Source organism: Streptomyces sp. DSM 41931 (genome assembly GCF_050271085.1).
Lineage (GTDB): Bacteria > Actinomycetota > Actinomycetes > Streptomycetales > Streptomycetaceae > Streptomyces > Streptomyces albogriseolus.
In genome coordinates, this window is sequence record NZ_CP189902.1 from 7,005,955 (window position 1) to 7,019,950 (window position 13,996).

General features: G+C 75.2%; 3 protein-coding genes. All 3 read left to right on the top strand.

Translation table 11 applies throughout. The features are described from left to right. Positions 1–198: 198 nt before the first annotated feature. Genes ACP7TJ_RS31950 through ccrA form a run of 3 tightly spaced genes read left to right on the top strand, consistent with a single transcriptional unit; the run spans position 199 to position 13,964 of the window. Entirely contained in the window at positions 199–8,832 is an 8,634-nt protein-coding gene (locus ACP7TJ_RS31950; RefSeq protein ID WP_427767189.1) for an amino acid adenylation domain-containing protein, read from the top strand. Then, a complete protein-coding gene (locus tag ACP7TJ_RS31955; protein ID WP_427767192.1) occupies positions 8,825–12,712 on the top strand; it encodes a type I polyketide synthase in 3,888 nt (1,295 codons plus the stop codon). The genes ACP7TJ_RS31950 and ACP7TJ_RS31955 overlap by 8 nt, the downstream gene beginning before the upstream one ends. A gap of 22 nt (positions 12,713–12,734) precedes the next feature. Beyond that, a complete protein-coding gene (gene ccrA / locus ACP7TJ_RS31960; protein WP_427767195.1) occupies positions 12,735–13,964 on the top strand; it encodes a crotonyl-CoA carboxylase/reductase in 1,230 nt (409 codons plus the stop codon). The last annotated feature ends 32 nt before the right edge of the window (positions 13,965–13,996 follow it).

Here is a 13,996-nt window from a genome sequence, read left to right on the forward strand (position 1 = left end):
CACCGTGCTGTGCCGTGAAACCGGGGCAGGTGACGTGATCCCCCTGACCTCGGCGTGCGGTCCCTTTCCCCGCCCCGTGGGCCGGCGGCCCGGCGCGCAGCCACACGCGCGGGCGGCACGGGGGTGGCCGCACCCGTCCGATCCGGCCGGGCCTTCGCCGTCCGGGACATCTACGGCTTGCCACGTGAGGGTTGCGCTATGTCACTCCAGGAGGACGCACGTCGACCGCTGTCCGGAGCCCAGGAGGGCCTCTGGTACGCCGGACGGCTCGCACCGGACAGTGCCGCGTACAACACCGCGGAGGCCGTGGAGATCCACGGACCCCTCGACACCGCCCTGTTCGAGACCGCGCTGCGGCGCGTCGTCGCCGAGGCCGACACCTTCGCCCTGCGTTTCGCCGACACCGACGACGGCCCGCGCTGCCATCCCGCACCGGACGCGGACGACTGGCCCCTCCACCGGGTCGACGTCAGCGGCGCCGGGGACCCCGAGGCCGCCGCGTGGGAGCACGTCCGCACCGACCTCGCGACCCCCGTCGACCTGGAGAAGGGCCCCCTCTTCGCGCACACGCTGCTGACCCTGGCGCCCGACCGCCACCTCTGGCTGCTGAGGGCACATCACCTGCTCCTGGACGGCTACAGCTACAAGCTCCTCGGGCGCCGCCTGGCCGACACCTACAACGCCCTGGCAGAGGGGCGCGAACCGGAGCCCAGCGCCTTCGCGCCGGTGAGCCGGCTCCAGGAGGAGGAGGCGGCCTACCTGGCCTCCGAGCGGCACGCCCAGGACCGTGACCACTGGGCGCGGCGTCTGGCCGACCTGCCCGAGCCCGCCCGGCTCACCTCCCGCACAGCGGCGCCCACGGCGCCCTTCCTGCGCCGCACCGCCGAACTGACGCCCGCCGAGACCGAGGCGCTCGACGCCGCGGCGGCCCGCCTCGGGGCCCGGCGCACCGACCTGCTGACCGCCGCGACCGCCGCCTACCTGCACCGGATGACCGGCGCCGAGGACCTGGTGCTGGGTCTGGCCACGATGAGCCGCCTCGGCAGCGCCGCCCTGCGCACCCCGGGCACCGCCTCCGACGTCCTCCCGCTGCGCGTGGCAGCCACCCCCGGCACGCCCGTCGCGGAGCTGGTCGGCGCCGTCGCCGGTGAACTGAAGGCCCTGCGCCGCCACCAGCGCTACCGGGGCGAGTTCCTCCGCCGCGACCTGGGCCTGCTGGGCACCGGACGCCGGCTGTACGGACCGGTGCTCAACATCGTCCCGTTCGACGAGTCCCCGGTCTTCGCCGGACACCCCACCACCTGGCACCACCTGTCCGGCGGAGCCGTCGACGACTTCCAGATCTCGGTGCGCCCCGGACCCCGCGGCGGCCTGTGGCTGGCCTTCGACGCCAATCCCGCCCTGTACGAGGAGGACGAACTCGACCTGCACCGCGAGAGGTTCCTCGCCGTGCTGCACCGGCTGGCCGCGGCCGGACCGGTGACGCCGCTGGGCGACCTGGACGTCCTGCTGCCGGGCGAACACCCCCGCGACACTCCCGTCCGCGCCTTCCCGGCCGAGCGGACCCTCACGGAACTGTTCGAGGCGCAGGCGGCGGCCGGGCCCGGGCGGACGGCCGTCAGTCACGGCCACGAACGGCTCACGTACGCCGAACTCAACGCCGAGGCCAACCGGATCGCCCGGCTGCTGACCGCGCACGGCGCGGGGCCCGGCCGGATCGTGGCGCTCGCCCTGGAACGCGGCCTGCGGCTGCTGCCCGCCCTGCTGGCCGTCCTCAAGACCGGCGCCGCCTATCTGCCCCTGGACCCCGGCCAGCCGGCCGAGCGACTGCGGCTGGTCGTCCAGGACGCGGCCCCCGTGGCGCTGGTCACCGAACAGGCCCACGCCCACCTCGCCGACGCCGCCGTCCCCGCCGTGCTGCTGGACGACCCCCAGGTGACCGCGGACCTCGCCCGCCGCTCCGGCGCCGACCTGACCGACGCCGAACGGCACAGCCCGACCGGCCCCTCCGACACCGCGTACATCATCCACACCTCCGGCTCCACCGGCCGCCCCAAGGGCGTGCCCGTGCCGCACACCAACGTCGTACGGCTCTTCGCCGCCGCGGCCGAGCACTTCGACTTCCGTGCCGACGACGTGTGGACGCTGTTCCACTCCTACGCCTTCGACTTCTCCGTGTGGGAGATCTGGGGCGCCCTGCTGCACGGCGGCCGGCTCGTCGTCGTGCCCTACGCCGTCAGCCGCTCCCCGCGCGAGTTCCTGGACCTGCTGCACCGCGAGGGCGTCACCGTGCTCAACCAGACGCCGTCCGCGTTCGAGCAGCTCGTCGACGCCGACGCCGAACGCGGGGGCGACGCCGGGGCGTTGCGCTACGTCGTCTTCGGCGGGGAGGCCCTGCGCCCGGCGCGGCTGCGCCCCTGGACCGAACGGCACGGCCTGGACCGCCCGGCGCTGGTGAACATGTACGGCATCACCGAGACCACCGTGCACGTCACCCACCACCGGCTCACCGCGGCCGACCTGGACGACCCGCGCCGCGCCGGCGCCATCGGCACTCCGCTCGCCGACCTCCGGGTCCACCTGCTGGACGCCGAGGGACGCCCCGTGCCGCCCGGAGCGACCGGCGAGATGTACGTCTCCGGCGCCGGTGTCGCCACCGGCTACCTGCACCGCCCCGAACTGACCGCCGAACGCTTCCTCGACGACCCCTACGGCCCTCCCGGCACCCGCATGTACCGCTCGGGCGACCTCGCCCGACGCCGCCCCGACGGCACCCTCGACTACCTCGGCCGCGCCGACGCCCAGATACAGCTGCGCGGCTTCCGCGTCGAACCCGGCGAGATCGAGGCCGTCCTCGCCGCCCACCCGGGCGTCTCCCGCGCCGCCGTCGTACCCCGCCACGCCGGCAGCGGCGCCCTGCACCTCGTCGCCTACACCGTCCCCTCCGGCGACGCGCCCGCGAGCCCCGCCGACCTGCGCGCCCACGCCGCCGCCCACCTGCCCGAGCACATGGTCCCCGCCGCCTGCGTCCCGGTGGACGCCCTGCCGCTGACCGCGAACGGCAAGCTCGACATCCAGGCCCTGCCCGACCCCGACTTCACCGCCGCCGCGTCCGGCACCCGCCCCACCACACCCGAACAGGCTCTGGTGTGCGCCCTGTTCGAGGACGTGCTGCGGCTGCCGCGGGAGTCCGTCGGGGTGGACGCCGGCTTCTTCGACCTGGGCGGCGACTCCCTGCTCGCCACCAGACTGCTGGCCCGTCTGCGGCACGAGACCGGCGCGGAGATCCCCATCGCCGCCCTGTTCGAGACGCCGACCCCTGCCGCGCTCGCCCGGCGGCTCGCCGTACGGGCGCAGGACGCCCTGCCCCGGCCGGTCCTCGGCGAGGCCGCGCGCCCCGAGCGCGTGCCGCTGTCCTTCGCGCAGGAACGCATGTGGTTCCTGAACCGGCTCGACGAGGGCGCGGCCACCTACCACATCCCGCTCCTCGTCCCCGTCGGGCCCGACCTCGACGCCGAGGCGCTCGACGCGGCCCTCGGCGACCTGGCCGACCGGCACGAAAACCTGCGCACGGTGATCGCCGAGCACGACGGAGTGCCCTACCAGCGCATCCTGGCGCCGGGAGAGCTGCGCCCGGTGCTGCGGCGGATCGACTGCCCCGCCGCGGAGACCGCCGCCCATGTCACCGCCGCGCTGCGGCGCCGCTTCGACCTGACCGCCGAAAGCCCCCTCGCGGCCTGGCTGCTGGGCACCGGCACTGAACGCGTCCTGCTGTTCGTGCTGCACCACGCCGCCGCCGACGGCTGGTCGCTCGGCCCCTTCGCCGCCGACCTGTCCGCCGCCTACGCCTCCCGCCGCGCCGGGCGGGCACCCGACTGGGCCCCGCCGGCGGTGCAGTACGCCGACTACGCGCTGTGGCAGCGCGCCCTGCTGGCCCCCGGACCGGACGGCCCCGGCCGGCTGGAACGGCTCACCGCCCACTGGCGCACCGCGCTGGACGGCCTGCCCGAGGAGTGCACCCTGCCCGGCGACCGGCCGCGGCCCACCGCGCCGCGCGGCGACGGCGCGCACGTCGAACTCGCCGTCGACCCCGCGCTGCACCGTGCCCTGCTGCGCCTCGCCGACCGCGAGGGCGCCAGCCTCTTCATGGTGCTGCACGCCGCCGTCAGCGCCCTGCTCACCCGCTGCGGCGCCGGCGAGGACATCGTCCTCGGCACCCCCGTGGCGGGCCGCACCGAACCCGGCCTCGACCCCCTGATCGGCCTGATCACCAACACCCTGGTGCTGCGCGCCGACACCTCCGGCGACCCCGCCTTCCAGGACCTTCTCGCCCGGCTGCGCACCGCCGACCTGGCCGCCCTGGACCACCAGGACCTGCCCTTCGACCGGCTGGTGGAGGACCTCAACCCGCCCCGTACGCCCGGCCGTCACCCCGTGTTCCAGGTGATGCTCGCCCTGCAGAACAACAGGCCGGCCCTCCTCGAACTCGACGGCGCCCGCACCGAGTTGCGGCCCACCGCCACCGGCACCGCCAAATTCGACCTCTTCGTGGACGTTCTGGAGCACCACGGCCCCGAGGGCACGCCCGACGGCCTGACGCTGCACGTCGAGTACGCCACCGACCTCTACGACGCCGGCACCGCCGAGGCGTTCGCCCGCGCGCTGCACGACGTCCTGAGCACGGTGAGCGCCGACACCGCGACCCGCCTCGGGGACCTGCCCGCGCTCCCCGGGCGCAGCCCCGCCCCGAATGCGGCCGACACCGCCGTCCTGGAGGACGCGGCCCTGTCCGTGCCCGGCATCCGCGACGCCCATGCCCTGCCCGGCGGCGGCGACGCCCCGCCGTGCCTGTACGTGGTGGCCGGGCGGTCCGACGCCGCCGAACGCGTCGAGGAGTTCCTGGACCGCGTGGGCCACGGCGCCGTCCGCGTCACGGCGGTCAACGCCCTGCCCCGGGCCGAGGACGGCACCGTCGACCGTGCGGCACTGCGCGCCCTGCCCGCCGTCGACACGACCGCGGCCCGGGCCTGGCGGGAGCGGATCGCCCAGCTGCCCGGCGTCACCACGGTCGACGTGTCGGTGGAGAACGCCCCCGAGGAACTGGACCGCCGTCACACCGGACTGCCCGACCGCTCCGCCGGAGCGGCCCCGGCCGCCCGCGCCGCGGAAGCCTCCGGTGCTCCGGCCGTCAGCGAAGGCCCCGCCCTCGCCGAGCCGTCCGTGCCGAGCTGGGCCGAGGCCCTGCGCCGCGCCGCCGCGCGGGACCGGGGCGACATCGTCCACGTCCACGCCGACGGCAGCGAGCACCGGCGCACCTACGCGTCCCTCATCCCCGAGGCCTCCCGCGTCCTGGCCGGACTGCGCCGGGCCGGACTGCGCCCGGGCGACCAGGTCATCCTCCAGTGCGACGCCACCGAGGACTTCCTCGCCGTGCTGTGGGGCTGCGTCCTCGGCGGCTTCGTCGCCGTCCCGCTGACCGTCCCCGCCTCCTACGACACCCCCTCCGCGGCGCTGACCAAGCTGGAGGGCATCTGGCGGATGCTCGGCCGGCCCTGGATCGTGTGCTCCGCCGGCCGCGAGTCCGGTCTGCGCGCGGTCGCCGCCCGGCAGGACTGGCCCGGGCCGCGCATCACCACCGCCGACGCCCTGCGCGAGGCGCCCGAGGACCACGACTGGCACCCCGCCGCACCGGACGACCTCCTGCTGATGCTCATGACGTCCGGCAGCACCGGCCTGCCCAAGGCGGTGCGGCTCACCCACCGCAACGTGCTGACCCGCTCGGCCGCCACCGAGCAGATGAACGGCCTCGGCGCCGACGACGTCTCCCTGAACTGGATCCCGCTCGACCACGTCACCGGCGTGGTGATGTTCCACCTGCGCGACGTGTACCTGGGCTGCCGCCAGGTGCACGCCCCCACCTCCTGGATCCTGCAGGACCCGCTGCGCTGGATGGACCTCGCCGACCGGCACCGGGTCACCGTCACCTGGGCGCCCAACTTCGCCTTCGGGCTCCTCGCCGAACAGGCCCACCGCTTCACCGGCCGCGCCTGGGACCTGTCGCCGATGCGGCTGGTCATGAACGCCGGTGAGGTCGTCGTCGCCTCCGCCGCCCGCGCGTTCCTGCACACGCTCCAGCCCTTCGGCCTGCCGCAGGACGTGATGCACCCCGGCTGGGGCATGTCCGAGACGTGCTCCGTGGTCACCGACGCCGTCCTGCCCGCCGAACCCGTCCCGGGCGAAGGGACGTTCGTCAGCTGCGGCCGGCCCTACCCCGGGTTCGCCATGCGGATCGTCGACGAGCGGGGCACCGTGCTCACCGAGGGCGAGGCGGGCCGCTTCCAGGTCCGCGGCACCTCGGTGACCGGCGGCTACCACGACAACCCGGCGGCCAACGCCGAGGCGTTCACCGACGACGGCTGGTTCGACACCGGCGACCTGGCGTTCCTGCGCGACGGCGAGCTCTACATCACCGGCCGCGCCAAGGACGTCATCATCGTCAACGGCGTGAACCACTACAGCCACGAGATCGAGGCGTGCGTCGAGGAACTGCCCTACGCGGAGCGGAGCTTCACCGCCGCGGTCGCGGTGCGCACCGACCCCTCCTCACCCACCGACGAACTCGCCCTGTTCCTGCACCTCACCCCGGAGGCCACCGCCGACGAGGCCCGCGCCCTGCGCGAGATCGCCGGCAAGGTCACCCGGGAGATCGGTGTCAGCCCGTCCTTCCTCATCCCCGTGGCGCGGGACGCCGTCCCCAAGACGGAGATAGGCAAGATCCAGCGCACCCGGCTGCGCAAGGGCTTCGAGGCGGGCGACTTCGACGACGAGGTGCGCCGGACCCAGCTGCTGCTGGGCACCGCGGCCACCGTCCCCGACTGGTTCCTGCGCCCGGTATGGCAGCGCGCGGAACGCGCCGGTACCCGTCCCACGGCGTCCGGCCGGCACACCCTCGTCCTCGCGGGCGGCGACCCGCAAGCCGGCGCACTCGCGCAACGGCTCGCCGACGCGCTGCGCTCCGCCGGGGGCCTGTGCACGGTGGTCTCCGAAGGGCCGTCGTACACCCGGACCGACGCCGCGCACTACCGTGTCCGCCTCGCCGAGGAGTCCGACTACGCCGCGCTGCTTGGCCGGCTGGAGCAGGACCATCGGCCCGTCGACGCCGTCCTCCACCTCGACGGGTTCCGGGCAGGCTCCCCGGCCGCGCCGGACGACACGTTGGGTGCGGAGCGGCTGCTCGCCTTCGTCCGGGCCCTCATCGCCCGGCCCGGCCGGCAGCGCCCCGTGGACCTGGTCCACGTGTCCGCGGGCGCCCACGCCGTCCGCCCCGGCGACCACTCCTCCCCGGCCCGCGCCCTGGCCGGAGCGCTGCTCAAGTCGCTGGCCGAGGAGTGCGGCTGGCTGCGGACCCGGCACGTCGACCTGTCCCCGGGCGACGGCACCGACCCGCTGACCGTCCTGACGGCGGAGGCGGCCGCCGGCGCGGACGGCGCGGACGTGGCGTACCGCGACGGACTGCGCTACGAACGCCGCCTGGCTCCCCTGCCCGACAGCCCGCCCCGCGCCGAGCCGCCCGCGCACGACGGCTTCACCCTGCTCACCGGAGGCCTCGGCGGCGTCGGCACCGAGATCGCCGCCCACCTGCTGCGCACCCCGGGCACCCGGCTGCTCGTCCTCGGGCGCACCCCGGAGGACGAGACCCACGCCCTGCTGCGGCTGCGTGAACGCGGGGAGGTTCGCTACGCCCGCGCCGACGTCACCGACGAAGCCCGCGTCCGCGCCGCGGTCGAGTCCGCCACCGAGGCGTGGGGCGTGCCCCTGACATCGGTGCTGCACCTGGCCGGGACGCTCGTGGAGCGCCCCGTCGGGGAACTGGACGCCGCCACCTGGCGCCGGGCGCTGGAGGCGAAGGTGCGCGGTGCGTGGATCCTGCACCGGCTCACCGCCGACCACCCGGTCACCTCCTTCGTCACCTTCTCCTCGGTCAACGGCTTCTTCGGCGGCGCCATGAACGCCGCCTACGCCGCCGCCAACGCCTACCTGGACGCCCTCGCCGGGTACCGCCGCGGCCTCGGCCTGCCCGCGCAGTCGCTCGCCTGGAGCATGTGGCGCGAACGGGGCATGAGCCGCGGCTACGGTCTCACCGCGCTCACCGAGGCCCGGGGCTACCGGCTGCTCGACGTTCCCGCCGCGCTGCGCTCCTTCGACCTCGCCCGCACCCTCGACGAACCGCACCTGCTGATCGGCGCCGACCGCACCGCCCCCTGGGTCCGCAGCCACGTCGTGGCCCCCGTGCGCCAGACCCGCCGCCTGGCCGCGCGCGTCGGCCTGCGGGACGGCACCGACCTGGGCGCCCTGTACCGCGCCGTCACCGGCAGCGCCCGCGCGGCCGGCCTGTCCGACGACGGGTGGACGCTGCGCTCGGCGGGCACGAGCGCTCGCCCCGACGAGACGGGGACGGAAGACGGCCTGCGGCGGCTGGAGAGCCGGCTCGCCGAGGTGTGGTGCGACGTCCTGGGCCGCGACCGGGTGGGCCTGGACGACAACTTCTTCGACCTGGGCGGCAACTCCCTGCTCCTGGTCACCGCCCAGACCGCCGTGAACCGCGCCTTCGGCAGCGACCTGTCGGTGGTCGACCTGTTCGCGCACCCCACCGTCCGGGACCTGGCCCGCCACCTGTCGGCCACCGGCGCGGGCCCGGTGCCGGACGCCGAGGCGCCCCCCCGGCCGGAGACCGGCGACGGCCTCGACCGCGCCCGGGAACAAGCCCGTCGGCAACGCGCCGCCCGCGCCCGCCGCACCGCCCGTCAGGGCAAGGACCGCGGCCATGCGTGACCGGGCCGACGGCACACCGCACACCTACGAACCGGGAGAGGACGAGGCACAGGCCGTGCACGACACCACCACACCCCACGACGAGGACTTCCCGGCCGTAGCCGTCATCGGCATGGCGGGCCGCTTCCCCGGCGCCGACGACCTCGACGCCTTCTGGGACAACCTCGCGGCCGGCCGGGAGTCCGTACGGCCCGTCACCGACGAGGAGTTCCTCGCCGCGGGCGGCGACCCGCGCGACCTCGACGACCCGTCACTGATCCGCAAGGCGTCGGTCGTCGAGGGCATCGACCGCTTCGACTCCGGCTTCTTCGGCTACAGCCCCGCCGAGGCCGCGGTCGTCGACCCGCAGCAGCGACTGCTGCTGGAGACGGCCTACCACGCCCTGGAGGACGCCGGCTGCCTCGGCGCCGACCGGTCCGCAGAGGCGTTCGGCGTGTACGCGGGGGCGGGGGACAGCCGCTACTACCCGGCCCACGTCCACCCCCGCTTCGCCGGACAGCCCGGCTCGGTGGCCCTCGTCCACGCCGCCACGGCCAACTCCCTCGGCACCCTCGCCACCCGCGTCTCCTACGAACTCGGCCTCACCGGGCCCAGCGTGTCCCTGCAGACGGCCTGCTCCACCGCGCTCGTCGCCGTGCACACCGCCTGCCAGGACCTGCTCGACCACCGCTGCGACACCGCGCTCGCCGCCGCCGTCTCCCTCAACCCCTCCGCCGTCCTGGGCTACCGCCATGTGCCCGACGGCCCCTTCTCACCCGACGGGCACTGCCGGGCCTTCGCCGCGGACGCCGCCGGCACCTCCTCCGGCGACGGAGTGGGAGCCGTCGTACTCAAGCGGCTGGAGGACGCCCTCGCCGACGGCGACCGCATCCGCGCCGTCATCCGCGGCAGCGCCGTCAACAACGACGGCCGCCGCAAGGTCGGCTTCAGCGCCCCGAGCGCCGCCGGACAGACCGAGGTCGTCCTCGCCGCGCAGGCCCAGGCCGAGGTCGACGCCGGCACCATCGGCCTGATCGAGGCGCACGGCACCGCCACCAAACTCGGCGACCCGATCGAGGTGTCCGCCCTGACGGAGGCCTTCCGGCACAGCACGGACCGGACCGGATTCTGCGCGCTCGGCTCGGTCAAGACCAACATCGGCCACCTCGGAGCCGCCGCCGGCATCGCCGGGCTCATCAAGGCGGTCCTGGCCCTGGAACATCGGCAGATCCCGCCGAGCCTGCACTTCGACCGGCCCAACCCGCTCATCGACTTCGACGCGAGCCCTTTCCGCGTGCCCACCGCCCTGGAGGACTGGCCCGAGGGGGAGCACCCCCGCCGGGCCGCCGTCAGTGCCTTCGGCATCGGCGGCACCAACGCCCACGTCGTCCTGGAGGAGGCACCCCGCGCCGCATCCCCAGCGCCGCGCCCGCCCGAGGAGGAGCGCCGCATGGTGCTGCCGCTGTCGGCGCGCACCGCCGGAGCCCTGCGCGGCCAGGCCGAGGCACTCGCCCGGCACCTGGAGCGCCGGCCGGACCTGCGCCTGGACGACGTGGCCCACTCCCTGCGCACCGACCGGCCCGCGCTGCGCCACCGGCTCACCGTCTCGGCCGCCTCCCGCGCCGAGGCCCTCGACGCGCTGCGCTCCGCCGCCCCGGCCACCCCGCCGCTGACCGGCGACCCGGTCCGGGTGGCGTTCCTGCTGCCCGGCGGCGGCACCCAGTACCCCGGCATGGGCAAGGAGCTGTACCGCGACCACGCCGTCTACCGCGACACCGTCGACGAGTGCGCCCGCATCCTGCGGCCCGTCCTCGGCACCGACCTGCGCACCGCCCTCTTCGAGGAGCAACGGCCCGACGACCTCTCCGCGTTCCTCGGACTCGTCGTCACCGAGTACGCCCTGGCCCGCACCCTGATGGAGTCGGGCGTGCGCCCCGACGCGCTGATCGGCCACTCGCTCGGCGAGTACACGGCCGCCTGCCTGGCCGGCGTCATCGACCTGGCGGACATGCTGCCCCTGGTCACCGAACGCATCCGGCTCATCAGCTCCGCCGGCGGGGCCACGGTCGGCGTCGCCGCCCCGGCCGAGGAGATCCGGCCCCTCCTCGACGCCGACCTGTCCCTGGCCGCCGTCAACGGCCCCCAAGCCTGCACCGTCGCCGGGCACCTCGACGCCGTCGCCCGCTTCGAGGCCGAACTCACGCGCCGCAACGTCCCGTTCCGCCGTCTGCGCATCCCCGTCGCGGCCCACTCCCACGTCCTGGACCCCGTCCTGCCGGCCTACGAGACCCACCTGCGCCAGGTCACCCTGCGCCCGCCGCGCATCCCGTACGTCACCAACGTCACCGGCACCTGGATCACCGACGCCCAGGCCACCTCCGTACGGCACTGGATCGACCACACCCGCGACACCGTCCGGTTCGCCGACGGCATCACCGCCCTGTGGGACCGGCTGCGCCCCGTCCTCGTGGAGATCGGGCCCGGCGACACCCTGACCAAGCTCGCCACCGGCCGGCTCACCGACGAGGCACCGGTCACGGTGACCACCATGCGGCACGCCAAGGCAGGGGCGTCCGACGGGTTCGTCCTCGCCGAGGCGCTGGGACGGCTGTGGAGCGCGGGCGTGGACAGCGCCCTGCCCCCGGTGCCGGGCGCGCCCCGGCGGGTGCCGCTGCCCCCGTACGCCTTCGAACGCCGGCGCCACTGGATCGACGCACCGGGCGCCCGGACGGACCCCGCCATGTCCGACGACACCCCGGCCGCCACGGACTCCGGCCTCGCTTCACGGCCCCGGCTGACGACCGAGCACGTACCGCCCCGCACGGACCGCGAACGCGAGGTCACCCGGCTCTGGGAGGAGACCCTCGGCATCGGCGGCATCGGTCTGCACGACAACTTCTTCGACCTCGGCGGCGACTCGATGCGCGCCGTGCTGCTGGCGGGCCGGCTACGCCAGGCCAGGGTCCTCGACGTCCCGGCGGCGACCCTGCTGGCCGCACCCACCGTGGCCGGGATCCTCGCCGCGGCCGACCAGCCGGCCGAGAAGGCGCCGGACAGCACAGCCACGGCCCTCGGCCCGCTGCTGCCGCTGCGCGCCGAGGGCACCGCCACGCCCCTGTTCTGCGTCCACCCCGGCGCGGGCATCGCCTGGCGCTACACGGGCCTGCTGCCCCACCTCGGCGGCGACCAGCCCGTCCACGGCATCCAGGCGGCCGGCCTCGACGGCACCCGGCCGCCCGCCCCGGACGCCGCCGCCATGGTCGCCCACTACCTCGACCTGGTGCGCCAGGTGCAACCCCACGGTCCCTACCGGCTGCTGGGCTGGTCCTACGGCGGATTCGTCGCCCACGCCATGGCCTGCGCCCTCCAGCGCGACGGGGAGCAGGTCGAGCTCCTCGCCATGCTGGACGCCCCCCAGCCGCACGGCACCGCCCACGACCCCGAGGCGGCCGAACGCCAGGTCGCCGCCCTGCTGTCCAGGGTGGCCGGGCTCGCGGTCGACGAGGCGCCCGTGGACACCGTCCTGGACCGCATCGAGGCCCGGGTCACGGCCGACCCGTCGAGCGTCCCCGTGACCCGCCCCGAGGCCGCCGCCATCGCCGCCGTCATGCGCAACAACCTGCGCATCGCGCCCCAGTTCGCCCCCGGCGTCTACCGCGGTGACGTGCTGTTCTTCAGCGCCGCGGAAGAGCAGCCCACCGGCTTCCCGGCGGACCTGGCGGTCCTGCCGGGCAAGGCCGACAGCTGGCGGCCCTACGTCGACGGCACGCTCCACGACCACCACGTGCCCTGCGGCCACTACGAGATGACCGAACCCGAACCGATCGCCCGTATCGGCGAAGCGGTCGCCAAGGCCCTGCGTGGTCTCGGCGACCGGGCCGCCACCTCCCCTTCCCCCTGAACCCGCGTCGAGGAGAACCAGCGTGAGTGCGACCCAGGACCTCTACGAACTCGGTGACGCGCCCGAGATCGGCACCGCCCCGAAGAAGATGTACGCCTCGCTCATCCGCCGTGAGCGCTACGGACAGCCCGTCGACGCCTTCCGCACCGAGGTGGTCGACGTCCCGCCCGTGGGGCGCGGCCAGGTCCTGGTGAAGGTGATGGCGGCCGGCATCAACTACAACAACGTCTGGGCGGCGCTCGGTTCGCCGCTCGACGTGATCGCCGCGCGGCAGAAGGCGGGCGCCACCGAGGACTTCCACATCGGCGGCTCCGACCTGTCCGGGATCGTGTGGGCGGTCGGCGAGGACGTGCGCGGGGTGAAGCTCGGGGACGAGGTGGTCGTCCTCGCCAACCGCTGGGACGAGAAGGCCGAGGACATCCGCCTCGGCGGCGACCCCACCTGGTCCACCAGCCAGCGGGTGTGGGGCTACGAGGAGAACTACGGCTCCTTCGCCCAGTTCGCCGTGGTCGACGACTACATGTGCCACCCCAAGCCCGCCCGGCTGTCGTGGGCGGAGGCCGCCTGCTACATGGCGACCGCCGCCACCGCCTACCGCCAGCTGTTCGGCTGGCAGCCGCACACGGTGCGGCCGGGTGACCCGGTGCTGATCTGGGGCGGCGCCGGCGGACTCGGCTGCATCGCCATCCAGCTCGTCCGGCACGTCGGCGGCATCCCCGTCGCGGTCGTCTCCAGCGAGGAACGCGGCGAGTTCTGCCTCAAGCTGGGCGCCGAGGGCTACATCGACCGGCGCAAGTTCGACCACTGGGGGCGGCTGCCGGACACCTCCGACGACGAGGCCATGGGCCGCTGGCTTTCCGGGGCCCGCGCCTTCGGGCGGGCCTTCTGGGAGGTACTGGGAGAGCGCCGCAGCCCGCGCATCGTGCTGGAGCACTCCGGCGCCGACACCATCCCCACGTCCCTGTACCTGTGCGACAACGGCGGCATGGTCGTCCTGTGCGGCGGCACCACCGGCTACAACGGCGACGTGGACCTGCGGTTCCTGTGGATGCGGCAGAAGCGCCTGCAAGGCTCGCACGTCGCCACGGCCCGCGAGGCACGCGAGGTGACACGGCTGATCGACCGGGGAATCATCGACCCCTGCCTGTCCCAGACCTTCGATTTCGACGAGATCGGCCTCGCGCACCAGCTCATCCACGACAACCGCCACCCGGCGGGCAACATGGCCGCCAGGGTCGGCGACCGCGGGTGATTCACGCCCGGCCGGAGGGGTACCTGCGGCGG

What these genes read in the sequence shown, in the direction of transcription:
- ACP7TJ_RS31955 (WP_427767192.1), top strand. Translation starts at nt 8,825, where the DNA reads ATGCGTGACCGGGCCGACGGCACACCGCACACCTACGAACCGGGAGAG.
- ACP7TJ_RS31950 (WP_427767189.1), top strand. Translation starts at nt 199, where the DNA reads ATGTCACTCCAGGAGGACGCACGTCGACCGCTGTCCGGAGCCCAGGAG.